This window comes from Erwinia sp. 2186 (genome assembly GCF_057812255.1).
In genome coordinates this window covers 772394-796505 of sequence record NZ_CM173824.1, presented here as the reverse complement: position 1 = coordinate 796505, position 24112 = coordinate 772394, and the positions used below count along the sequence as shown (strand labels likewise).

Annotated in this window: 21 protein-coding genes; 8 read left to right on the top strand and 13 right to left on the bottom strand. The window is 57.3% G+C overall.

Going from position 1 to position 24112, the window contains the following annotated elements; genetic code table 11:
• Nucleotides 1-23: 23 nt before the first annotated feature.
• From ACXKZG_RS03670 to ACXKZG_RS03650, 5 genes are all read right to left on the bottom strand, one after another.
• On the bottom strand, nt 24-323 hold the full coding sequence (locus ACXKZG_RS03670) for a PTS sugar transporter subunit IIB (RefSeq protein WP_013203800.1): 300 nt from the start codon (nt 321-323) through the stop codon (nt 24-26).
• Between the two features lie 10 nt (nt 324-333).
• Nucleotides 334-1326: a 6-phosphofructokinase gene (locus tag ACXKZG_RS03665; protein ID WP_488875715.1), complete on the bottom strand. Its 993-nt coding sequence runs from the start codon at nt 1324-1326 to the stop codon at nt 334-336.
• Between the two features lie 12 nt (nt 1327-1338).
• A complete protein-coding gene (locus tag ACXKZG_RS03660) occupies nt 1339-1782 on the bottom strand; it encodes a PTS sugar transporter subunit IIA (protein ID WP_013203802.1) in 444 nt (147 codons plus the stop codon).
• A gap of 228 nt (nt 1783-2010) precedes the next feature.
• Nucleotides 2011-2604 carry a P-loop nucleotide/nucleoside kinase family protein gene (locus ACXKZG_RS03655; protein ID WP_488875714.1) on the bottom strand — a complete coding sequence of 198 codons (594 nt, stop codon included), beginning with the start codon at nt 2602-2604 and terminating at the stop codon, nt 2011-2013.
• A complete protein-coding gene (locus ACXKZG_RS03650) occupies nt 2597-3538 on the bottom strand; it encodes a tagatose-bisphosphate aldolase (RefSeq protein WP_488875713.1) in 942 nt (313 codons plus the stop codon). Before ACXKZG_RS03650 ends, ACXKZG_RS03655 begins: the two co-directional genes overlap by 8 nt.
• A gap of 268 nt (nt 3539-3806) precedes the next feature.
• On the opposite strand from ACXKZG_RS03650, the gene ACXKZG_RS03645 reads away from it, so the two are divergent.
• Nucleotides 3807-4706: a sugar-binding transcriptional regulator gene (locus ACXKZG_RS03645; RefSeq protein ID WP_013203805.1), complete on the top strand. Its 900-nt coding sequence runs from the start codon at nt 3807-3809 to the stop codon at nt 4704-4706.
• Between the two features lie 289 nt (nt 4707-4995).
• Nucleotides 4996-5505: a non-heme ferritin gene (gene ftnA, locus ACXKZG_RS03640; protein ID WP_013203806.1), complete on the top strand. Its 510-nt coding sequence runs from the start codon at nt 4996-4998 to the stop codon at nt 5503-5505.
• 83 nt (nt 5506-5588) lie between these two features.
• On the opposite strand, the gene ACXKZG_RS03635 is transcribed toward ftnA, so the two are convergent.
• From ACXKZG_RS03635 to ACXKZG_RS03620, 4 genes are all read right to left on the bottom strand, one after another.
• Nucleotides 5589-6890: a c-type cytochrome gene (locus tag ACXKZG_RS03635; RefSeq protein WP_488875712.1), complete on the bottom strand. Its 1302-nt coding sequence runs from the start codon at nt 6888-6890 to the stop codon at nt 5589-5591.
• A gap of 15 nt (nt 6891-6905) precedes the next feature.
• Entirely contained in the window at nt 6906-8684 is a 1779-nt protein-coding gene (locus ACXKZG_RS03630; RefSeq protein WP_488875711.1) for a GMC family oxidoreductase, read from the bottom strand.
• A gap of 3 nt (nt 8685-8687) precedes the next feature.
• On the bottom strand, nt 8688-9416 hold the full coding sequence (locus tag ACXKZG_RS03625) for a gluconate 2-dehydrogenase subunit 3 family protein (RefSeq protein WP_346567136.1): 729 nt from the start codon (nt 9414-9416) through the stop codon (nt 8688-8690).
• A 331-nt stretch (nt 9417-9747) separates the two neighbouring features.
• Nucleotides 9748-10671 carry a LysR family transcriptional regulator gene (locus ACXKZG_RS03620; protein ID WP_488875710.1) on the bottom strand — a complete coding sequence of 308 codons (924 nt, stop codon included), beginning with the start codon at nt 10669-10671 and terminating at the stop codon, nt 9748-9750.
• 271 nt (nt 10672-10942) lie between these two features.
• Here ACXKZG_RS03620 and ACXKZG_RS03615 point away from each other — a divergent pair, with 271 nt between their 5' ends.
• From ACXKZG_RS03615 to abgT, 3 genes are all read left to right on the top strand, one after another.
• Nucleotides 10943-12259: a M20 family metallo-hydrolase gene (locus ACXKZG_RS03615; RefSeq protein ID WP_455915768.1), complete on the top strand. Its 1317-nt coding sequence runs from the start codon at nt 10943-10945 to the stop codon at nt 12257-12259.
• Nucleotides 12259-13707 carry a M20 family metallopeptidase gene (locus ACXKZG_RS03610; protein ID WP_488875709.1) on the top strand — a complete coding sequence of 483 codons (1449 nt, stop codon included), beginning with the start codon at nt 12259-12261 and terminating at the stop codon, nt 13705-13707. Before ACXKZG_RS03615 ends, ACXKZG_RS03610 begins: the two co-directional genes overlap by 1 nt.
• Nucleotides 13708-13793: 86 nt before the next feature.
• Nucleotides 13794-15326, top strand: coding sequence for a p-aminobenzoyl-glutamate transporter (gene abgT / locus ACXKZG_RS03605; RefSeq protein WP_488875708.1), 1533 nt, complete (start codon nt 13794-13796; stop codon nt 15324-15326).
• Nucleotides 15327-15390: 64 nt separating this feature from the next.
• Here the strand turns inward: abgT and ACXKZG_RS03600 are convergent, their stop codons facing one another.
• The 3 genes from ACXKZG_RS03600 to olsF form a co-directional block, all read right to left on the bottom strand.
• A complete protein-coding gene (locus ACXKZG_RS03600; RefSeq protein WP_488875707.1) occupies nt 15391-16662 on the bottom strand; it encodes an acid phosphatase in 1272 nt (423 codons plus the stop codon).
• A 155-nt stretch (nt 16663-16817) separates the two neighbouring features.
• Nucleotides 16818-18038, bottom strand: coding sequence for an oxalate decarboxylase family bicupin (locus tag ACXKZG_RS03595; RefSeq protein WP_105760206.1), 1221 nt, complete (start codon nt 18036-18038; stop codon nt 16818-16820).
• A gap of 334 nt (nt 18039-18372) precedes the next feature.
• A complete protein-coding gene (olsF, locus tag ACXKZG_RS03590) occupies nt 18373-20082 on the bottom strand; it encodes a bifunctional ornithine lipid synthase OlsF (RefSeq protein WP_488876219.1) in 1710 nt (569 codons plus the stop codon).
• 213 nt (nt 20083-20295) lie between these two features.
• On the opposite strand from olsF, the gene ACXKZG_RS03585 reads away from it, so the two are divergent.
• From ACXKZG_RS03585 to ACXKZG_RS03575, 3 genes are all read left to right on the top strand, one after another.
• Nucleotides 20296-21390, top strand: a complete 1095-nt coding sequence (locus ACXKZG_RS03585) for a fatty acid desaturase (protein ID WP_488875706.1) — start codon at nt 20296-20298, stop codon at nt 21388-21390.
• Complete coding sequence (locus ACXKZG_RS03580; RefSeq protein ID WP_488875705.1) at nt 21371-21979, top strand: phosphate/phosphite/phosphonate ABC transporter substrate-binding protein; 609 nt, start codon at nt 21371-21373, stop codon at nt 21977-21979. Before ACXKZG_RS03585 ends, ACXKZG_RS03580 begins: the two co-directional genes overlap by 20 nt.
• A gap of 224 nt (nt 21980-22203) precedes the next feature.
• Nucleotides 22204-23427, top strand: a complete 1224-nt coding sequence (locus tag ACXKZG_RS03575; RefSeq protein WP_134822751.1) for a serine hydrolase domain-containing protein — start codon at nt 22204-22206, stop codon at nt 23425-23427.
• Here ACXKZG_RS03575 and ACXKZG_RS03570 read toward each other — a convergent pair.
• Nucleotides 23397-24107: a proteasome-type protease gene (locus ACXKZG_RS03570; protein WP_013203824.1), complete on the bottom strand. Its 711-nt coding sequence runs from the start codon at nt 24105-24107 to the stop codon at nt 23397-23399. The two genes, ACXKZG_RS03575 and ACXKZG_RS03570, sit on opposite strands and share 31 nt — an antisense overlap.
• Nucleotides 24108-24112 lie beyond the last annotated feature (5 nt).

Here is a 24112-nt window from a genome sequence, read left to right as displayed (position 1 = left end):
AAACGGATAAGTTTAAAAATGGATCAGAGCATGTAGCCTTTTTCTTTTAGTATCGGCTCAAGCTTGGTTTTAATTTCATTCTTATCGACCAGACGCTTCAGATAAATAACGGTCGCGTTAATGGTGTAATGCTGAAACTGTGAACGGAAGTTCTCACCGGTCATAATAATGTCGGCGCGGGAGGAGGTGGCGCTGGAGATATCGCAATGCGAGAGATCGGCTTCAATGCCCAGATCCTTTAAGGCCGCTTCAATACTCATTTCGCACGCAAAGCTGCTGCCCAGCCCTGCGCCACACACTGCAAGAATAGATAACTTTTTCATCAGGTATTCCTTAGTTGATCATCTGTAAGTTTCTTGCCGCTACCACTAAATGCGGATCGGGTTGTCTTTTACCTGCTGCGATCGCCTGCAGCCTGATACATGTTGTTTGTCCCCGTGCCATGCCAATCACCAGCCCGCTTTCACCTTGCTGGATAAGCTGCAAGGCCTGCTGACCGGAAGCGGAGGCCAGTAACCGGTCGGCGGTCACAGGCGTCGCCGCGCGCTGACAATATCCCGGCAGGGTGTAACGCACCGGCACGTCGAGCGTCGCTTCAAGCTGCTGCCCTAACGCCACCGCACCGCCCTGGCTTCCTGCCATTACCCTTCCGCTGCCTGCCACGCCTTCGGCACACACCACGATGCCGTAGCCAAAAGGCGCGCTGAGACAGTGCCGTAAGCGCTGCTGCAACCAGTGCATATCCGGCGGGATCTCCGGGATTAACACCGCATGTGCCGCGCCGGCCAATGCGCCGCTGAGCGCCAGATGCCCACAGCCTGCACCGAACGCTTCCAGCAGATAAATCCGCCCCGGCATGTTGTGCGCCGTACCGTGCAGCTGGTCCAGCGCCTGCGCCATCACCCCCACCGCGCTGCTAAAGCCCAGCGTGTCATCCAGACCGGGGATGTCATTGTCTACCGTCATCGGGATCAGCAGGACTGGCTGCCCCTCTTCCTGCAAACACCTTGCCGCCTGCAGCGAGCCGCCGCCGCCGAACACCAGCAGCAGATCGACGTCAAGTTCCCGTAACCGCCTGCGGATGCTGGCCCTTCCCGCCGGCTGCCAGGCAAGCTGACTGCGGGCGCTGCGTAAAACGTTACGGTTGCTGGCGACCGCCAGCCTGACCTCGGTTTCATTCAGCATAAAAGGCGCGTGATGAAGAATGCCGTCATAGCCACCATGAAACGCCAGCACAGATTCAGCGTGCTGAACCAGCGGCAAAATAGCCGAATTAATCCCTACGGCATCTCCGCCGCTGGCAATCAGTGCAATTTTTCGCTTCATGATCGGGCTCTTTTAAAACTGGCTGAGAATATCCAGTACGGCGTGTTTACTTCGGGCATTCTTTAATTTATCCAGCACGTCGTCCTCGCAAAAAAGCCGGGACAGGCTGGCAATCATTTCAATATGTGAATGACTGTCGATGGCCGCCAGGGCAAATACCACATAAACAGGATCGTTATCAGGGCTATTAAAACTGACGCCTTCGGAAATAATGATTAGCGACAGTGCTGTTTTAATCACGCCCTCTTCCGGTCTGGCATGGGGCATTGCGATGCCTTCTCCTAACACATAATAGGGCCCTATTTCCCGATGCATATCATAGATGGCGTTCAGGTAGCGCGGCTCGACGGAGCCGTTGTCGACCATCGGCTGCACGGCCAGCTTCACCGCGTGTTGCCAATCATTAACATGGGTGAACAGTGAAAGATTACTTTCGTTAATCCAGTCAGTCAGCATAGTGTTCCTTATTTAGAAAATAAGCGTTAATTCAATATACTTTCCAGCCAGGGGTTAAAACGTGATCCAGTCACCTATTTTAAAATTAAATAAAAATAATTTAGCCTAAAAAGAGATTGAAAAATAAAGCAATAAGATCACGCTGGTAATTTAATAAAAACCAGTGACGTTTCATTTAAAATAAATGATATTGAGATCGTTCCTGCCATTAATTCCGGCGGAAAGTTATCAGATATAATTAACTGTGGTTAAAACCTCTCTGGTCCAGGCAATAATATTTTCATTGTTGATAACCTTGGTCTGGTCGGCAATATAAACCGGACTTAACTGCATCGGCCCGGCGCGTTCAGCCAGCGCAATCAGTTCAGGAATATATTCGGCACCGGGATGACCGGGTAAACGATCGCCCAACCGGGCCGCATAACGCTGCGCCGCCAGTTCGCCGGGAAGCTGACACCAGATTTCGGCCAGGGATCTGACGTTCGCCTGCTGTAAGTAATTCACCAGACTCTCTTTGGGTTGGAAGCCAAACCACGCATCAACAATAAAGGTGCAGCCTTGTGGCGCTGCGGCAATCACAGACCAAATGGCCTGATAGCTGGCAATGCCCAGCCGACGATTAAGCGGACGATCCAGCTGGTCGAACTGCTGCATAAACGGTTCTTTAATGCCGTCCACCGACAATACGGGCCAGCCGGTTGCCTGCGATAAAGCCCGCGCGATGCTGCTTTTTCCCGAAGCGGGGATGCCGTTAACCATCACGACGCGTTTACCGGCGTTGACCGGGTCGGCGTGGCTGGCGGTTGCCCTTCCATCAGACATGATTGACCTGCTCCTCGCTTTTCACTTCCGCCGTGGTGGCGGTAAAATATTTCCCGATAACCGCCTGAATCTCCCGCAGTCTTGGCACCGCTAAGGTTTCCAGCTTTTCACGGGTGACCGTGCGGTCCAGCGAGATGCAATCTTTCCATAATGCACGGCCTGCAATCACACCGGAAGCCCCATTACTCATGGCATCGGCCACCTGCCCGAGGAAGGTTGCGTGGTCAACACCGGCGGAGAGCACGGCCCACGGCACATCGCCGGAAATTTCAGTGATGGCGGCACAGGCGGCAGGCGATCCCGGATAGGGAATTTTCAGCACTTTCGCACCGCAATCCAGCGACAGTTTGGTGCCTTCATAGATAAGCGCAGGAACCTTGCTTTTATAGTCCGCATCGCTCTCGCCTTCTAACTGATAGGTAAGGAACTCGACCACCAGCAGCAGATCTTCTTTGCTGAAGTCTTCGATACAGTGGCGGAGAATAGTGAGGTTATGGTCGTTGGCCTCCGGACGATCGGCACGCAGGTAGACCATGATTTTGCCACCGTTGCCGCCCAGCTCACGCACGCGGCGGGCGTTGATGCCTTCCACCAGACGTGAATTGCGGTAGCCTTCGGCGGTGGTATCCCAGCCTGAGGCATCCAGCCCAATCAGCAGCGCGGTGTCGCGGGCAATGATGCCGTCATCCACCAAATCGGGGACCGCACAGACCGGATCCACCAGCACACAGGAGGCCTGGCTGGCCAGATACTGGGTGATATCCGCCTTGATGCGACCGAGCTGCTGTTCGGAAATGGCTTTCTGCTGATCCGGGTCGGATGAGAGCAGGCTGCGCATTGCGCCACGTTGATCGCAGGCAATGACCAGCATTGCGCCGTTGCTGCCGCAAATCTGTTGATAACCACGCAGTTCTGACGTTGACATATGTGACATTATTTTTGTCTCCTGGACAGTTTTTCAGTTTTAGAACACGGTTACAGCCTCATTTTTCAGTGTGCGACTTCATACCCGATCCCCCTGGAGCATCAGTGCTGATGCGGCGTCCTGTCAGGGTTTTTGCCGGGTATACGCATTGCAATTTGTGGGGTGTTGCGCAATAATCCTTCAATCGATGAACTGAGTGTAATACATTGCAGAAAGGAATTTCAAGCTGAAAGAACCTCTTTTACAAGACGCCGCGACAACGCGGGCGATGATGCATATGGTGGCAAAGTTGCACTATCAGTCAGACATGGCTCAGGTGGACATTGCTAAAAAACTGGGCGTATCGACCGCCACCATCTCGCGGCTGCTGAACAAAGCCCGCGCGGCGGGGATCGTGCGGATCGAGGTGGTGGAACTGACGTCGCCTGAAGAGATCACCGCCGATCTTATCCAGCGGCTGGGGCTGAAAAGCGCCGCTGTGGTGGAGCCACCGCCGACCAATATCCTCGGCTCGCTGGCCACGCCGCTGGCGGGCTTGCTGCAGCAGGCCGATCTGGCGGCCGGTTCGGTGATCGGCATTGGCTGGGGTCGTGCGGTGCGGGAAGTGACCATGGGCGGCCTGCCGAAAATTCCTGGCGTGATGACGGTAGCGATGAACGGCGGGATGCAGCAGGCGGCGGCGCATTTTCAGATCAATGAATTTGTCCGTCAGGCGGCGGAACAGATGGGCGGCGTGCCGCATTTCCTGCATGCGCCCTACCTGACCTCGCCGATGTTGCGTGAGGCATTTCTGGCTGATGCCGGCGTGCAGCAAATTATTTCACTGTGGGATAACCTCGACGTGGCGATTGTCGGCGTCGGCTTAACCCATCATCTGCCGGCCCCGTCAGAAACCACCACCGCCACCGCCAACGAGCAGGCGCTCAGCCAGGCGGCGGGCGACGTGCTGCGGCATTACGTGACCGAAAGCGGTGAGATCCTGCACTGGGAAGGCGAAGAGCGGATGATCGCCGCCTCCACCGCCCAGCTGCGCAATACCACGCTGAGTATTGGCGTGGCGGCCACGCCGGAAAAAGCGGCTGGCATCATTGGCGCGGTGCGCTCCGGGATGATCAACGCGCTGGTGACCGATGTCACCACCGCCCAGGCAATCCTCGACCGCTTAATGGTGGAGTGATAATAATTCCCCCTGATTTATTCGGGGGCGTTATTTTTAGCAGCACGTTATGCGTTTTTCAGAATTATCTTTCCGCGCAAATAACAATAAGAATGGTTATCAAAACCATTTGGAAAATTGAATAATTGGTATTAATGCGCGAATAGTTATCACTTAACTATCATAATGTTACGAACACCAAATAATAAGATAAAATCCGCAACTAACGGTTTTTATTTAGGCAACATGCGTGCATAATTGCGCCCAATGACACTTCTAATAATATCCCATCATCGCTAATGGAGCCTTTATGCTGACTGCCGACATGACCGCCAAACTGAACGATCAATTAAACCTGGAGTTCTACTCTGCCAATCTGTACCTGCAGATGAGCGCCTGGTGTGCTGACAAAGGGTTTGAAGGGGCTGCGGCCTTTATGCGTGAACACTCCGTTGAAGAGATGCAGCATATGCAGCGTCTGTTTAACTACCTGAGCGACACCGGCGCGATGCCGGTACTGGGCAGCATTGCGGCTCCGCCGGTGACCTTTAACTCGCTGAACGAAGTGCTGGAGCAGGCTTACGAGCACGAGAAGCTGATCACCGGCAAAATCAACGAGCTGGCGCACGCGTCAATGACCACTCAGGACTACTCGACCTTTAACTTCCTGCAGTGGTACGTTTCCGAGCAGCACGAAGAAGAGAAGCTGTTCAAATCCGTACTGGATAAACTGGCGCTGGTTGGCACCGGTGGACAGGGCATGTTCTTCGTTGATAAAGATCTGATGAAAATGAGCACCACCAGCAACCCACAGGCTTAAGCCGGGTCAGTCCGGGCGCGATAGCCCAAGTTAAAAAAAACGCCTGACAGCATTTGTCAGGCGTTTTGCTTTTCAGCGGCAGGTTATTGCTGCGGCTGCTGCTGCTTGTCCGGATCCTTGCGCTCCACGGTCGACACCGTTTTACGCAGCGCCTTCACCTGCTCGGGTTTCACCGCCGGCGCATTATTCCCCCAACTGCTGCGAACAAAGGTCGACAGATCCGCCACCTGGCGATCGTCCAGACGCCAGCCGAAGTCCGGCATGGTTAATCCGGTCACCGCCTGGTGCGTTACCGCCGCTTTGCCCCCGCGCAGGACAATGCTTATCAGTGACGACGGATCGTCGCTTAAGATCGCCGGGTTGTGTGCCAGCGCCGGGAAGGTTTTACTGTAGCCTTTACCGTCGGTGCGGTGACAGGCGGCGCAGTTATCCATATACACCTGCGCTCCCGGTTTGCTCATATCCCCTGTTACCAGCGCTGCCTGGGTACGGCTGTCGGGTTCGGGTGCCACGGCTTTTGGATTCGACGATTTCAGGCTTTTCAGGTACACCGCCATCGCATTCAGATCCCGATCGCTCAAGTGCTGCGTGCTGTGCTCAATCACGTCGGTCATCGATCCGAACGCGGCGCTGTTTGCCGTCCAGCCGGTTTGCAGGAAGCTGACGATATCCTGCTGCGACCAGCTGCCAATGCCGGCGTGCACGTTGCCGGTCAGGTCCGGCGCGTGCCAGCCTTCCAGCGTGCCGCCGGTCAGGTAAGCCGAATCCTTCTGGTCCAATGCTTTTTCCTGGAAACCGATGCCGCGCGGCGTATGGCAGGTGCCGCAGTGCTCCAGCCCCTGAACCAGATAAGCGCCGCGGTTCCATTCTGCAGTCTGACTGCTGTCCGGCTGATAACGACTGTCGTCCTGGAACGCCCAGTTCCACACCGTTAACGGCCAGCGCATGCTTAACGGCCAGGGAATATCGCTGTCGCGGTCGGCCTGATGCACGGCCGGCACTTCGTTCATAAAGTAGTCGTACAGCGCGTGCATATCCTCATCAGTGATCTTCGCGAATGCGGTGTAAGGCATCGCCGGATACAACCGGTGTCCGTCTTTCGCCACGCCGCCACGCACCGCGTTGGCAAAGTCGTCATAACTGTAATCGCCGATGCCGGTTTGCTTATCCGGGGTGATGTTGGTGGAATAAATTGCGCCTACCGGGGTGACCATCTTCAGCCCACCGGCAAAATTCGCGCCGCCCGCCGAGGTGTGGCACGCCGCGCAGTCACCGGCCTGTGCCAGATAATGCCCTTTGCTCACCGGCGCGTCTGTCGCCGATGCTGACGCGGAAGCCAGACCGGCAAACAGCAAAGACGCTAACCATCCAGAATGCTTGATCATCTTTTTTCTTCCCTGTTAAGCCTGAACCAGCGGTCCGGGATTGGCCAGATACTGCGTACGAATGGCATTGGCCGCAAACAGCGCGGTTGCCCCCACGATCCCGGTCGGGTTATAGGCCAGGTTCTGCGGGAAGCAGCAGGCGCCCAGCACAAACACGTTCGGCACATCCCAGCTTTGCAGGTACTTATTCACCACGCTGTTTCTCGGGTTATCGCCCATGATCGCGCCACCGGTGGTGTGCGTGGACTGGTACGGACGCACGTCGTAATGTGCGTTCATGCCCATAAAACTGACCTCGTAATGATCGGGTGCCATCGCCTTAACGATGCCTTCGGCTTTGTCCTTGATAAAGTTGGTCATCTTCAGTTCGTTCTGTTGCCAGTCGAAGGTCATCCGCAGCAGCGGCTGGCCATGAACATCGCGATAGGTCGGGTCAAGGTCGAGATAACACTGCTTGTACGGCATCACCGAACCGGACGATCCGACGCCCATCGCGTGCAGATAGTTATCCTTAATCGACTGCTTCCAGCCCGATCCCCAACGCGGCGCGTTTTTCGGCGTGCTCATTTGCTGAATAGGACGGCCGCCGGTGGTGGTGGCCGAGATGGTCGCGCCGCCAATGAATCCCAGGCTGCTGTGGTCGAAATTCTCGGCGTTGAAGTCGTCCATAAACACGCTGGTTGCGCCGGTTGCGGCAAACGGATTGAAGATTTTTTCTTTGTTGTAGAACAGCTTGATGCCGCCGTTCATCTGGTAGGCGTAGTTCTTGCCGACCACCCCTTCGCCGGTGATCGGGTCGTAAGGCTTGCCGATTTTCGACAGCAGCAGCAGACGCACGTTATTCAGCTGGAAAGTGCTCAGCACCACAATCGATGCAGGCTGCTCCACTTCCTGGCCCTGCGCATCGATATAGGTCACGCCGGTGGCTTTTTTGCCGCTGGAGTCGGTGTTCACCCGGATCACCTGCGCCTGAGTGCGCAGCTCAAAGTTCTTGTGCTGATAGAGCGCCGGCAGCACGGTGGTTTGTGGCGAGGCTTTGGAGTAGTTAAAGCAGCCGAAACGTTCACAGAAACCGCAGTAATTACAGACGCCCAGCTGCACGCCGTACGGGTTGGTATAGGATTCAGTGCAGATAGCGGCAGGCAGCGTAAACGGGTGATAGCCCAGTCCCTCCGCGGCCTGCGAAAACAGCTGGCCGCCGTACTGACGCTTTTGCGCTTTGGTCGGATACGGATTCTGACGCGGCGCTTCAAAAGGATTGCCGGTTTCCTGCTTCTGGCCGTTGAGGTTGCCCGCATCGCCAGACGCGCCGCAAATCTTCTCAAACTTGTCGAAATAGGGCTCCATTTCCGCGTAGGTAAACGGGTAATCCTGCACCGTCATATCCTGCGGAATAAACGAGGCGCCGTAACGTTCAATCACCGTGCTGCGCATTTTCAGGTCGGCTTCCAGCGGACGCCATAACATCCCGTTCCAGTGCACGCCTGCCCCGCCGACGCCATCGCCCGGCAGGAAAGAACCGAAGCGGCGATACGGCATGGCGGTATCCGCCGTGGCATGACGCACCGTCACCGTTTCGCGCGCGGCATTCTGGAACAGCTTCAGGCGAATGCCGTAGGTCAGCTCATCGGTATTGCGCGGGTAAGCAAAATCAGGGTAGGTATCGCGTTGTTCGCCACGTTCAAGAGCGAGAATATTCAGCCCGCTGTTGGCCAGTTCCATCGCCATCAGGGATCCGGTCCAGCCGAAGCCGACGATCACCATATCCACGGGATCTTTTTTGATTGCTGCCATGTGTTAAACGCTCCGTTTGCCTGAAATACTCACCGGTCCCAGCGGGTAAGGCTGGTTGGGATGATCCATTTGATCCTGGTAATCGGCGCGCGCACCGGGGAAACCAATCATTTTCCAGGAGGCCAGCGTTTGATTGCCGCCGTGCATCGGATCGGCAAGATAACCTTCCTTGGTGTTTTCCAGCAGTTGCTCAAAGAACAGCTTGCCCGGCACGTTCTCAAAGGTCAGCTTGCCGCCGTCCAAATCGTGCAGCACCGCTTCCTGCTGCAGGTTATCGAGGTCGGCAAACGCCTTTTGAAACTGCTGCTGACAGTGCTGATTAATGGCCTTGATCCCCTGGCGATAGGTTTCGCGCGGGACCAGGCTGGACTGGTAACCGAGTTCTGGCACAGCGTTGGCAAACGGCGGATGCATGTACCACAGGTGACCGTGACCGTAAGGCAGTTCCATCTGTTTATCGATATAGACGGGAACCCCTTCGCTGACGGCACCGGGGCCGTTGCTGTCGGTCGGGATAAGGCGATCGCAGGCGGCCAGAATAAAGCGCCATTCATCGTTGTTGAAATAGTTGGGAACGTAATGGGCGGAGACGCCCTCAGATTTGGCTTCAGCGGCGGGCGCGGCGAGGGCAACGACACTGCTTCCTCCGGCCGCTGCCAGTGGGATCAGCGACAGGGTTCTCTGCAGGAAACGCCTTCGGGAAGGCACCTGCGCTTCTGTTTTTTTTTCCATGACGACATTTCCAATGCAAGCGCGCCGGGGTGCTACCCGACACAATAGTTACTTGTGTAATAGTTTTAGTGCTAATTGTTTAGCGTTTATAAAATAGCCGTTAAAGATATTGTGTAAAAGTGAACAGGAAGTTAAATATGTTAATAAGTGTTTCTGGTATGGTAGATTTAAGACCATCTGAAAGCTGAATAACCGTGTCAACAAAATGAAAAATAAGGATATTTACAAAAAGTGCGGTTTATGCGTTTAGAGCATAACAGTGGCACTGAGTTTGGCTTAAGTTCAGTGCCTGTTTAGCAGAATGGCAGGTGTGGAGGAAATATCGCGGGGCTTACTGCTCTTCAAGCGGGAATTTGACGCCCTGGCAGTGCATCCTGAACAGCCTGGCGAGGTGCGCGCCCATCGGGGTGAGCGTGGTGTCCTTGCGTTGGATTAGATAGAAGGTCGCTTTGGGCAGCGGCTCCTTAATCTTTAATGCCACCAGATGATTGCCGAGGATCGGATCGGAAATCACATCCAGCGAGAGGATGCTGACAAAGTCACTTTGCGCCACCAGGCTGGTGCAGGCCATAAAGGTTTCGCAGGTGACGCTGATCGCCGGGGCCATGCCCATATCGGTAAACAGCTCGTGCAGCAAGCGGTAGTAACTGCCCTTCGGCGTCGGCATCGTCCAGTCGCAATGTTGCAACTCCGCCAGCGAGGTGGCGTGTTCAAGCGGATGCCCTTTGCGTACCACCACCCGATATTCCCGCTCCATCAGACGCTCATAGCTCAGCTCGTTATCCAGATGGCTCTGATAATAGGTATTGATGGTGAAATCCAGCTCGCCCTGACGCAGTTCGGGGATCATCGACACCAGCTGACCTTCCACGATCCTGACCTTCACCTTCGGGTACTGGCGATGAAACTGAGTTATCACCTGCGGCATAATGGTGCGGGCAATACTTCCGCCCACGCCAATATTGACCGAGCCGCCGGCATGGCCCAGCCGCTGTTGGATATCCTCCTGCGCCACCCGTAACTCTTCGAGGATCAGGCTGGCATGCTGAAAGAAATTATCGCCGACATCGGTCAACTCAACCCCTTGCCTGCGGCGAATAAACAGCCGTGCACCAAGGACTTCCTCCAGCTCCTGAATCGATTTTGTTAACGCCGGCTGGGACAAATTTGATGCACGGGCGGCGGCACGGATACTGCCCGCCCGGGTGACATCGACAAAGGCACGGAGCTGATGAAGCTTAATGGAAGCAGGCATAAAACCTCGTCAAGGGTGATAACCGGTGTTTATCAGTGCAAAGATATTGGCATCTTCTTCCCCCTGCTGCCAATGTGTACAGTCAAAAAAAAGACACATTCTCCACCCGGCCCTTCTGTTGGCCATTTGGTACCCCCGGCAACATCGTTTTTGACTGACCCGGCGCGGCTTTTTTGCGCCAGTATCCAGATACCTGTTTACCCGTCCCTGATAAATTTCGGGCCCGTTTTGCTGCCTGCAAAATTTATCCTGTCATTCTGAGGAAGAGAAAATGGAACAAGCTGTTGCTGATTTCGTCCGTGAAATCGCCCCCACCCTGCAAACCCGACGACGCGACCTGCACAAATATGCCGAATCCGGCTGGTTAGAATTCCGTACCGCCACCCTGGTGGCCGAAGAGCTGCACCGGCTGGGATACCCGCTCAAGCTGGGCAGAGAGGTGATCGATGCTGACGCCCGCATGGGCCTGCCGTCCGCCGAGGTGCTGGCGCAGCAGGAACAGCGGGCGCTAAGCCAGGGCGCACTGCCGCAATGGCTGTCACATTTTTCCGGCGGCTTTTGTGGCATCGTCGCCACCTTAGAAACCGGCCGCCCAGGTCCGGTGATGGCTTTTCGGGTGGATATGGATGCGCTGGACGTGATTGAGCTGCAGGCGGAAGAACACCGCCCGTTCGCCGACGGGTTTGCCTCCTGCAACGAGGGCATGATGCATGCCTGCGGCCACGATGGTCACACCTCGATAGGCCTGGGGCTGGCTCAGGTGCTGAAGCAGTTTGAGTCCCAGCTGTGCGGCACCATCAAGCTGATTTTCCAGCCGGCCGAAGAAGGCACGCGCGGCGCGAAATCGATGGTTGCGGCCGGCGTGGTGGATGACGTCGATTTCTTTACCGCCATCCATATCGGCACCGGCGTCCCGGCCGGTGAGCTGGTCTGCGGCAGTGATAATTTTATGGCCACCACCAAGCTGGATGTCACCTTCCGTGGCGTCGCCTCCCACGCGGGTGCGCGGCCGGAAGAAGGGAACAATGCCCTGCTGGCGGCGGCTCAGGCCACGCTGGCGCTGCATACCTTGCCGCAGCACAGCGGCGGCAGTTCGCGCATCAACGTCGGCGTGCTGCAGGGCGGCACCGGGCGCAACGTGGTGGCTGATCGCGCCTTCATGAAGGTGGAAACCCGTGGCGCAACCAACGAGATTAACGACTTTATCTACCAGAAAACCCTGCAGGCACTGGCGGGCGCGGCAGCGATGTATGGCGTGCAGCACGAGGTGACGCTGATGGGTGCGGCCCGCAGCAGCAAGCCGACCCAGCCGTGGGTCAACTATATTCGCCAGCAGGCCAGCCGTATTCCTGAACTGACCTCGCTGGTCGATCAGCGCGGGCAGGCCGCCGGATCCGAAGACGCGACCTATATGATGGAGCGCGTGAAGGAATTGGGCGGACAGGCCTCCTACATCATCTTCGGTACCGAACTGAGCGCCGGGCACCATAACGAGAAGTTTGATTTTAACGAGCAGGTGATGGCCACGGCGGTGAAAACCCTCGCCGCGCTGGCGCTCAATATTCAGGACTTCAGGGAGGAGGCGTAATGTCTGACGAATTCAGCGCCTTTGTCGCGCACTATATCGACAGCAACCAGTCCCGCTTCACCGCCCTGAGCGATGCCATCTGGGATCATCCCGAAACCCGCTTCACCGAAACCTTCTCCGCGGATCTGCTGGCGACGGCGCTGGAAGAGGAAGGCTTTGCCGTCGAGCGCGGCGTGGGCAATATCGACACCGCGTTTATCGCCAGCTTTGGCAGCGGCAAGCCGGTGATTGCGCTGCTGGGCGAGTACGATGCGCTGGCCGGATTAAGCCAGCAGTCAGGCTGCGCTACGCCCGATCCGCTGGTCGAAAATGGCAACGGCCACGGCTGCGGTCACAACCTGCTGGGCACCGCCGCGCTGGCCGGTGCCTTTGCGGTCAAAGCCTGGATGATCCAGCAAGGCTTACCGGGCACCGTGCGCTTCTACGGTTGTCCGGGTGAAGAAGGCGGTTCCGGCAAAACCTTTATGGTGCGCGAAGGCCTGTTTGATGACGTCGATGCCGCGCTGACCTGGCACCCGGAAGGCTTCAGCGGCATGTTCAATACCAGCACGCTGGCCAATATCCAGGCCGCCTTCCACTTCAAAGGGGTCGCCGCCCACGCAGCTAACTCCCCTCACCTCGGTCGCAGCGCGCTGGATGCGGTGACGCTGATGAACACCGGCGCGAACTTCCTGCGCGAGCACATCATTCAGGAAGCCCGACTGCACTATGCGGTGACCAATACCGGCGGCAGTTCCCCCAATGTGGTGCAGGCCGATGCCGAAGTGCTCTATTTGATCCGCGCGCCCGAGCTCGATCAGGCCGAAAACATCTATCAGCGGGTGATCAATATCGCCAGGGGCGCGGCGCTGATGACCGACACCACCCTGACCCTGCGCTTTGATAAAGCCTGCTCGAACTATGTGCCCAACCGGGCGCTGGAAAGGGTGATGTACGGTTACCTGTGCGAGTACGGCATTCCTGATTACAGCGCCAGCGAGCGGCAGTTCGCGCACGAGATCCGCCAGACGCTGAGCAAAGAGGATTTGCAGAACGCTAAGCTGAACATCGCCCGTACCGGCGGCGCGGCAGGCAAGGCCTGGGTGGCGGCGCTGGGTGACAAGCAGCTGATGGACGAGGTGGCGCCCTACTGTGAATCCGACGAGGTGATGTACGGCTCAACCGATGTCGGTGACGTCAGCTGGATTGCGCCAACCGCGCAGTGCTTCACCCCCTGTTTTGCGCTGGGTACGCCGCTGCACACCTGGCAGCTGGTGGCGCAAGGCCGCACGCCGATTGCCCATAAAGGCATGTGTCTTGCAGGTAAAACCCTGGCCGCCACCGCGATTGCGTTGCTCAGCGATAGCGCGCTGCTGGAAAACGCACAACAGGAGTTCCGCCAGGCGCGCGAACAACAGCCTTATCACTGTCCGATCCCGGCGGGTGTGAAACCCTCACCCCTGGCTTAGTTCCACCGTCCGACCCTGAGGCTGGGCTCGATCCCAGCCCAAAAATTATAAGCATAAGCAAACACAACCAAGACCGAGGGTAAAGCATGAGTGAAGCAACCAGCCCGGGGAAAAGCCCAGGCAAGATTTTTTACTGGATTGAGCGGGTCGGCAATAAGATCCCGAATCCCTTCCTGCTGTTCGTTTACCTGATCGTGGTGCTGATGGTGTCGACCGCAGCGATCTCCTGGCTGGGCGTGTCGGTGAAGAACCCGGCCAACGGCGAGATCATCCACGTTAAGAACCTGCTGAGCGTTGCGGGGATCCAGTGGATCCTGCCGAACATCATCAAAAACTTCAGCGGCTTTGCACCACTGGGATCGATTCTGGCGCTGATGATCGGTGCCGGGCTGGCGGAAAAAGTCGGCCTGTTGCAGGCGCTGATGCATAAGATGGCGTCGTTTGTCAGCGCCCGGTATGCCAGCTATATGGTGCTGTTTATCGCCTTCTTCAGCCATATCTCTTCCGATGCCGCGCTGGTGGTAATGCCGCCGCTGGGCGCACTGATGTTTATCGCGGTGGGTCGTCATCCGGTGGCTGGCCTGCTGGCCGCCATTGCCGGTGTGGCCTCCGGCTTTACCGCCAATCTGCTGATTGTCACCACCGACGTGTTGCTCTCCGGCATCAGTACCGAAGCGGCCAAAGCCGTCAGTGATACGGTGCACGTCAGCGTGGTCGATAACTGGTTCTTTATGGCCTCATCGGTGGTGGTGCTGACCTTTGCCGGCGGTCTGCTGACCGATAAGTTTGTTGAACCGCGCCTGCCGGCATGGAAAGGCAACAGCAATGAGCAGTTGGCCACGCTGACGCCGAGTCAGAATCGCGGGCTGATGATGAGCGGCATCGCCGGGCTGATTTTTGTTGCGCTGGTGGCGCTGCTGGTGGTGCCGGAAGGCTCGCCGCTGCGTCAGCCGGGCACCGGCTCAATCATCCCGTCGCCGTTTATTCAGGGTATCGTGCCGCTGATCATTCTGTTCTTTTTTGTGGTGGCAATTACCTACGGTGTGGTGACCAAACAGATCCAGCGCCCGGACGATATTCCGCAGCAGCTGATTGAACCGATGAAGAGCATGGCGGGCTTTATCGTGATGGTGTTCCCGCTGTCGCAGTTCGTGGCGTTCTTTAACTGGAGCAACATGGGCAAATTTATGGCGGTGGGGCTGACCGATATTCTGGAGTCCGCCGGGATGACCGGTGCGCCGGCCTTTATCGGGCTGATGTTCCTTTCGGCGTTCCTGTGCATGTTTATCGCCAGCGGTTCGGCGATCTGGTCAATTCTGGCGCCGATCTTTGTGCCGATGTTTATGCTGCTGGGCTTCCATCCGGCGTTCGCCCAGATGATTTTCCGCATTGCCGACTCGTCGGTGCTGCCGCTGGCCCCGATGTCGCCGTTCCTGCCGCTGTTCCTCGGCTTCCTGCAGCGCTACCGCAAAGACGCGCAGCTGGGCACTTACTACATGCTGATCATGCCCTATGCGCTGGTGTTCTTTAGCGTGTGGTTCCTGCTGCTGCTGGCGTGGTACGCGCTGGGCCTGCCGATCGGGCCGGGCGTCTGGCCGGGCATGCCGACCCAGGGCTAGTTTCCTGGCGGCGTAAGGTAAAAAGGGGCAACCACGGTTGCCCCTTCTGCTTTCTGGCTGACGGCTAGCGGTGCGCGGCAGCCACCGCATCCTGCAGGTTCAGGCGCTGCCAGAAGTTCTGCTCTGGCGTGTTGCCGGAAAGCGGATAGCCGCCGGCAAGCGCGGTAGACACCATCAGCTGACGACGCTGGGCATCGGTCAGATCGGGCAAGGGCCCTTTCAGCAGCACTTCCGCCCCTTCTGGCACCACCACCGGCGAGGCCTTCACTTTCTGCTGTGGCAGGTTGTAGGTCATGGTGAAGCGGTAGAAGGTTTTCATCTCAGGCGCGATATAGGGATCGGCTTCGCCAGCCGGTTTAGCACAGACCTCCAGTGAGGTGCCGCACTCCTTCTCCAGCGCGTGACGCAGCTGATCGCGTGCCTCAATAAACAGGCCGCGATACTTCGCATCATTGAGATAATGGGCCACGTTACGCTGCGCCACCATCCGCGATCCGATCAGGTCGATCGGGTAATGCACGCCCAGCACCATGCGCGAATAGCCGTAGCGGGCCGCACGATCCACCAGCGGCACAAACCGCTCTGGCAGCATTTCGCCCAGCAATAAGGCATCGGTATAGGCGGTATTGGTGTGGCCGCTCGGATAGGATCCTTCGGTGGCGCTGTAAGGTTTGTTGTCCTTCACCACCGCCGTGTCCGGCACAAAGTGAATGCTGTTGCCGTCGATCAGGAACGGACGCGGATTGTTGAACTGTTTTTTAGCGCTGCCGGTGCCCACTTCAGTGGCTTTGATCAACGCGGCGGCTTTGCCGATCTCGCCTTTGTTGTAAGCGTTCAGGAAAGCCTGACCCAGTTTCGGTCCCAGCGCATCCGCCAGGAAGAACAGATGATCCTGGCCTTCGGCGTCGATCAATGCCTGCGTGCGCTGGCCCTGGCTGGCATTCAGGTTAACGTTCTCCACGGTTTTCAGACTGGCGGCAATGGTGCTTTTCGGCAATGCCGGGAACGCGGTTAGCAGCTGGATACCCGCCTGCTGATTGGCTTTCTTCTGGAAGTCGTAGCCACTCTCTTTCAGCCACTTTTTATCCGCCAGCTGTTTGCTCTGTTTGGTGTCGTCCAGCTGGTCACGCGTCAAGGTAGCAGCATCCCCTTTCAGCGCGGCGATCAGCGACTGCTGGATTGCCGCATCAAAGGCGACAAACTGCGGGCTGTCGCTGGCGGGTGTGGTGGTGTCGGCGATGGCGCGGATGTGTTCGAAGGTCAGTGTTGCCGGTTTCGCCTGGGCCAACTGGCTGAGCACCAGTGCGCCTGCCAGCAGAGAGTAACGATAGCGCATTGCCGTTCCTTATGAAATTGAAGGTGTTAACTGCCTGGAGAGCAGACTAGAAGACAATTATGACAGAAATGTTGCAAGGCATATTCTGTTACCATTTGCGCCCGTTGCGGGGGGGAAACGCGGGCGAAACCGGACGCCGCCCGCTGCGGTGATGACTAGCTTACGATCGGTTTTTTGGTTTTATCCAGCGCCTGCATAAAGCGGTCATCCAGATGCAAATGCTGTTTCACCAGTTCCGGCGGCGTTGAGGCCAGCCACTGATTGAGGGAAATATCGGCGTAGTAGCTGCTTTTAAACAGCTCAAGGAAACGCAGCGGCTTATCGCCGGTGTTTTCGATGTAATGCCCCATGGCAAAAGGCACGTAGCCGACGTCGCCCGCGCGGAAGTCAAAGGTGCGCGCCTGGCCGGACGAGGCAAATACCCCCATCCGGCCTTCGCCTTCCAGATAGTATTGCCACTCGTCATTGTTCGGATGCCAGTGCAGCTCACGCATCGCGCCGGGTTGCAGCTCCACCAGCGCAGCGGCGATGGTTTTCGACACTTTAAAGGTGGAGGAGTCGGTGATGCGCACCGTGCCGCCTTTCAATGTAATCGGATCCTGCGCCAGCATCCTGTGACTGAAAGCAATGCTGGAGCGGGTTGCGCCGCCGATCGCATCGGCATTCAGTGCGCCGGGCACCTTGCCGGCAAAGATATATTCATCGGAGGGCGAAGGCAGCTTGCTAAAGGTTTCCGCCGGGACGCCAAAGTTCTTCGCCAGGATCTCCGGCGGAACATGCTTAAACCAGTCGCTCAGCAGGAAGGTACTGTCTTCATCAAAACCGCCGTTGTCGAACGCCAGCAGAAACTCGCAGCCGTCCGGCCCGAGCCCCTGGATCGAGTGCGGCACGCCAGGCGGGAAGTACCACAGATCGCCGACGTTCACGTCATCAACAAACCAGTTGCCGTCGGTATCCAGCGCGGTGATGCGCGCTGAACCATATAGCATATAGGACCACTCCCCCTCTTTATGCCAGTGCAGCTCGCGAATGCCGCCGCTGTTCAGGCGCATATCCACGCCGGCAATGGTGGTGGAAATCCCCAGTTCACGCTGCGTGACCTGGCGGGTCCAGCCGCCGGTGCCCTTGCGGACGTGCGAGTCGCTAAAGGAGAAGCGCAGGTTGGGCAGGGTTCCGCTGTCGGTCGGCGGAGGATTAACGATATCGGGATTTTCACCCATGCGGATCGGATCGTTCGGGCCAGGATCGCTCCCGCCGGTTTTACCGGTGAAGGGTTGCGCCACCGGTTGATCGTGAGCGTGCACCTTTCCAGCCGCTAACGCGACGGTGCCACCAGCAGCAAATGCCATAAAACTGCGACGAGTAATGGGGTTCATGATGAGCTTCCTTGTGTAGGGTCTTATTAGCCGATGACCTTTTTAGCCCCAGCGAAAGATAAGACTAACCACAGTAATGCCCTGCGCCACTCACCCACGGCGGAATACCCTTACCAAATGTAAGCCACCGTTATGCAGAATTTTTTATCGTTAGTTCAACCGCACTTAAACCAAATTAGCCCTTCTATCGCCAGGCAATATTCCCTGCTTTGGAATGACGTTTTCGCAGAAGCATGCGTTTGATTCGCGCGCTATCCATGCAAAATATTTATCAATAAGTTAATGGAATGTGAAATAAATGTTTACAGTGAACCGCGCCGTTCGGCCTCGCGATTCAGGACTGATGCACGGCGATATAGCGATCGAAGCGGGTGGATTTCAGTTGCATCAAGTCCACCACCACCAGGCCATCAATGCAGTTGTTGAAGTCCGGGTCGCTGCCAAAATCGATAAACTGCACGCCGCCCGGTTCGCACAGCTCGGAGTACTGCTTATACAACGGCGGAATGCTGGTGCCGAGGTTGTTCAGCATCCGCTTCAGGGTTTTCAGATCCTGCTGATAATCCTCGCCGCTGAACTGCGCCAGCACGTCGGGCAGCGAAGCCGGATAGGGTCGGCGTGACGTGGCCAGCGGCAGCGCGGGCGCAAAATAGAGGCGATAGAAGGCGACCAAAAGATCGCGCGCGGGCAGCGGCAGCCCGCCAGAGATGGACACCGGACCAAACAGGTAGCGATATTGCGGGTATTTCGCCAGGTAAGCGCCGATGCCCAGCCAGAGATAATCCAGCCCGCGTTTACCCCAGTACGCCGGTTGGATAAAGCTGCGGCCCAGCTCGATGCCCTGCATCAGCACGTCGTTCATCCGGTGATCGTAATGGAACAGGCTGTGGCTGTAGATCCCTTCCAGCCCTTTCTGCGTCAGCTGTTCGGCGGTGGGCAGAAAACGGTAGGCGCCAACAATATCCAGCGCCTCGTCGTCCCACAAAATCAGATGGTAATAGTCGTCATCGTAGTCATCGAGATCGCGTCGTTTGCCGCTGCCTTCACCCACCGCACGGAAGGCGATTTCCCGCAGCCTGCCCAGCTCGCGCAGGATCGGCACATAGTCTTCGCCGTTACGCCGCCACAGATAAATCATTTTGCCATCCGCCGTCTGGCCCAGCACTTCACAGCCTGACAGCGCGCGCTTCAGCACCGCACGATCTTCTGCGCGGGCAATGGCCGGTTCGGTCTGGAACAGACCGGATTTCCCCTGCGCGGTGCGGTACAGATGACGACGGAAGCGCTTTGCCAGCTCTTTGGCCGGCGTGTGGCCGTCATGCCAGTGGGCATAAGGAATGCGCGCGCCGATGGTCAGCTTGAGCCGTGCGCCGCGGTTTTTGAACATCTCGCGCACCAGCAACAGCATCGACAGCGGCTGGTAGATCATCGAGGTGAGATAGAACAGCGAGGTATTGCGCCCGCTGACGTGGATCGGCACGACTGGCGCGCGGAAACGGGCGGCCAGCCGGACAAAGCCGTGGTTCCATTTGCCGTCCTTTACTCCTTTGCTGCCAAAACGCGAGACTTCGCCTGCCGGGAAGAAGATCAGCACGCCCTGATTTTCCAGCTGCTCCTGCATCTGCGCCAGCTGCTGGCGGTTGGTGCGGTTGCCCATATTGTCGACCGGCAGCATCAGGCTGCTCAGCGACTCCAGGCAGTTCAGCAGCCGGTTGGTGACAATTTTTACATCGCGGCGCACCTGCGAAACCGCGTGTAACAGGGCCAGGCCATCCAGCGTGCCCAGCGGATGGTTGGCGACAATCACTACCGGCCCCTGACTCGGGATCTGCTCCAAATCGCGCTCGCTCAGTTCGCAGCGGATATCGAAGTAATCGAGTACCTGTTCCGCCATATCCAGCCCTTTAAGGTGGCGGTATTTCTGATTGAACTGCTGAAACTCTTTTTCACGCAGCAGGATCCTGAGCAGGGATTTTTGCCAGCCGGGGGTATTTCGCTGTGGGCAGAGGTCGTCTAATACGGATTCAATAATAAACACAGGCATCTCTCCAGGCGGTTTACCGCGACAGTAAAGAGCCTGAATGACGCTTTCATGGCGAATAAATGACGACATAAAGAAGCCTGCAGCGGCGGTCGGTATTCATCGCTGGCCGCACGCCGCCAGCATTGCCATTAAGCGCATAACTTCATACGTTTTCACTATTTCCGCGCGATTTTCAGCCACGGCATACTGAACGCTCTGTTTCAGGAGAGAGTTATGGCTGATTACCTGCATGCGTCACAGCGCCGCGCCATTAAACGGCGTGAAGCCCACTGGTTGTGGCAAAGCGAACTGCCCACCTGGGCGGTGATCGTCACCGTGTATGCCGGCTGGTTTGGCGTGGTGGCGAACTGGCAGGCGTTAACGCCGTGGATCGGCACGCCGCTGCTGGTGCTGCTGACCACCTGGTATATGTCGCTGCAACATGAATGTATTCACGGCCATCCCACCCGGTGGCCGCGGGTGAATCAGCTGCTGGCGCAACTGCCGCTGGCCGTCTGGTATCCGTACCGGCTGTATCGCGATTCGCACCTGAAACATCACCGCAATGAGTTCCTGACGCTGCCGGAAGAGGATCCCGAAACCTACTATTACAGTGCGGCGCACTGGCAACGCTATCCGCGCCTGTTTCCGCTGCTGGCGGCGGTGCGCAACACCTTAAGCGGCCGGGTGGTGCTGGGCCCGCTGTTGGATATCGTGGGCACCGCGCAGGATGCCGTGCGCAAAATACTCGCCGGTGACTGGCGCGAACTGCTGATGTGGCTAAACCACGGGCTGCTGCTGGCCGGCGTTTTTTACTGGCTGGAACGGCACGGTATTGCAACCGGCTACTACCTGTTCGCCGTGAGCTATTTCAGCCTGAGCCTGACCAAAATCCGCTCCTTTTACGAGCACCGGGCGGAAGAGAATCCACAGGCGCGTTCGGTGCTCAACGAGGCGGGGCCGTTCTGGCGACTGCTGTTTTTGAATCTGAACTATCATTTGGTACATCACGATCTGCCGGGCCTGCCGTGGTATGGCCTGCGCGAGGTTTATCTGGCCGATAAAGCGGCGTACCGGCAGCGCAGCGAAGGTTTTGTGGTCGACGGTTACCGCGCGTGGCTGCCCGCGTTAATTACCCCGATCGCGGTGACTGTCCACCCGTTTGCCGATGGAGCAAAAAGCACAGATGATTGCCTCACTGCCGATGTACCCCTTCACGCCCCAGCATGTGGAAGCCTTCTGGCAGACGCTGAGGAACACTCTGCCGTCGCTCACGACGCCCACCGCCCTGAGCTGGCCGGATCCCTTGTTGCCTCACTGGCAACGTGACGATCTGCTGCTGAGCCAGACCTGCGGCTATCCGCTGGTCACCCTGCTGCCGGACGTTCAGGTGGTCGGGGCATTTTGCTACTCGGCGGCCAGTTGCGATGGCCCGAATTACACCAGCTGGCTGGTGGTGCGGGAAGAGGAATCGGGTCAGGCGCTGGCTGATTTTGCCGGCCGCAGGCTGGCCTTTAACAGCGAAGATTCCCAGTCGGGCTACCACAGCGTGATGAAAATGACCGGCGGCCCGGCGATTTTTTCTGCCACCGTTGCCTCCGGCGGCCATCGACGGTCCGTGGCGTTAGTTCGCAGTGGGCACGCCGATATTGCCGCCATCGACTGTATCAGCTGGGCACTGCTTCAGCGGGATTTCCCGGAAGAGCTGCGTGGGTTAAAGATTATTGACCAAACGGCGAGCGTACCAGGCTTACCGGTAATCACTTCCGCCCGCACATCCGCTGAAACCCTCGCCGCGCTGCGCGAGGGACTGACTCAGGTGGTGACCGATGCTGCCAACCGCCCGATGCTGGACGCCTTGTTAATTAAGGATTTTACCCCCCTTCCCCGATCCGCCTGGCAGGTTCTCCTCGCGTAATTATTCAGAACTGGATGATAAACGGGCTTAGCGCTTGCCGTTCACAATGTCACCAGGTTACACTACAACAAATCATAACTTATTATTTTTATTGATTATTTTACTTACCAGCAAACGTAAATCTTTGGCACTAATGGAAATCTGGCGACGATCGTCCCGCCGATGCCTTACTGATAAAGTTAAAAATTTCGCGGCAGTCAAAATCATCAGTACGGCCTATCGCAATGAATAACCTGACCTCCCTGTTGCTGTCCGCATGCCTGCTATTGAGCGGCTGCGCCTCGCTGTCCAGCAACAGCATCGATACCTCCCCGGAAGCCAGCCTGCTGGCAAGCTGCCATGTGCCGGTAAAACAACAGATCGATGCGCTGGCCAAACCATTGATCGACGCGCACCGCACGCCCGGCGTGGTGGTTGCGCTGTTGCATGACGGCAAACGCCAGGTGTTCAGCTACGGCTTTACCGATACCGACCGGCAGATCCCGCTGACCGGCGATACGCTGTTTGCGGTGGGCTCCGTGACCAAAGGCTTCACCGCAGAGAGTGCGGCGCTGCTGGTGCAACAGGGCAAACTGCGCTGGGACAGCACGCTGCGGGAGATGCTAGGCAATGAGGTGGCGCTCAGCCCGGATGCCAGCAGGATCACCCTGATGGAACTGGCGACCCACACTTCCGGCCTGCCGCGCCAGATGACCACGCTGCATATGCTCGGCAAGCTGACCGACTATCTGTTTACCGGCAATCCTTTCTATGACGACCTGGATCAGGGCGAGTTTGTTAGTTACCTGCGCGATTTTTCCGCGCCGGCCCACCGTTCGGTGATCTACTCCAACCTCGGCTATTCGATTCTGGATTACGTGATCACCCGACACAGCGGCCAGTCGCCGCAGCAGATCGCCAGCCAGCAGATTATCGCGCCACTGGGCCTGCGCCATACCGGCTATCAGCCTGAGCAATTGCCGGGCTATATGCTTCGCGCCCGCGGACATGCGGGCGATCAGCCTAAATTTGTTCGTCGGGGGCAAGTGGTGCCGGAGTGGCATTTTGCCGGCAATATGGTGGGAGCCGCCTCGCTGTGGTCCAGCGCCAACGACCTGTTGACCTATCTGAATGCGCATATGAACGGCAGCGGCAATCCGGCGCTGGACGCGGCATTTGATGATGCCACCACCATTCGCTTTAAAGAGCCGAAGTATGACTCTTCCGCGTTAGCCTGGCTGAGCAATAATATCGACGGTCAAAGCATTCTGTATCAGTCCGGCTTTATCGGCGGCTATGCCAGCTATATCGGTATGGACATCAAACACCGCACCGCCATCGTGGTGCTACAGAACAGCTTTAACTGGGATAATGATATCGGCCACCGCATGCTGCTGCGGTTGGCCGATGGTGACGATCGTCCTGGCGCCTGCCCGTCCTATTCATCCAGCTCTAAAGGCGGTAACTGAGCGAAGACGCTGAGCAGACCGGCGCTCCACAGCTGGCGGATTTGTGAGTAGTAGGGATGCTTTTCGGTCAGGTGATACTGTTGCGCGATGCTGTAACTGTCGGTGGGATAAATCATCACGTCCAGCGGCAGTCCGACCGAGATGTTACTGGCCAGCGTGGAGTCCATCGAGATCAGCGCGCACTGCATCGCCTGGTCCAGCGGCGTATCAAAGCGCAGCACGCGGTCGATAATCGGTTTGCCGTACTTACTTTCACCGATCTGGAAATAGGGCGTGTCGGTGCTCGACTCGATGAAATTGCCCTGCGGGTAGATCTGGAACAGCCGCGGCTCTTCGCCTTTGATCTGGCCGCCCAACATCAGCGTGCCGCCAAACTCTTCCCCGTCCCGTTTGATCACTTCACGCAGCGTATCGCCCACCAGCAGCGCCACATCGTACATGTTGCTGCAGCTCATCAGGTTGGGCTTCTTCGCGTCTTCGCACCCGCGCCTTAACAGGCTGAGGGCACTTTGCGTGGTGGCCAGGTTGCCGGCACTTTGCAGGACCAGCGTGCGCTCATCGTCCTGTTGGAAAACATGAAGCTTACGGAAGGACGAAATATGATCGACCCCCGCATTGGTTCGGGAGTCCGAAACAAAAATCATCCCTGACGATAAACGCATTGCCACACAGTAAGTCATAGTTT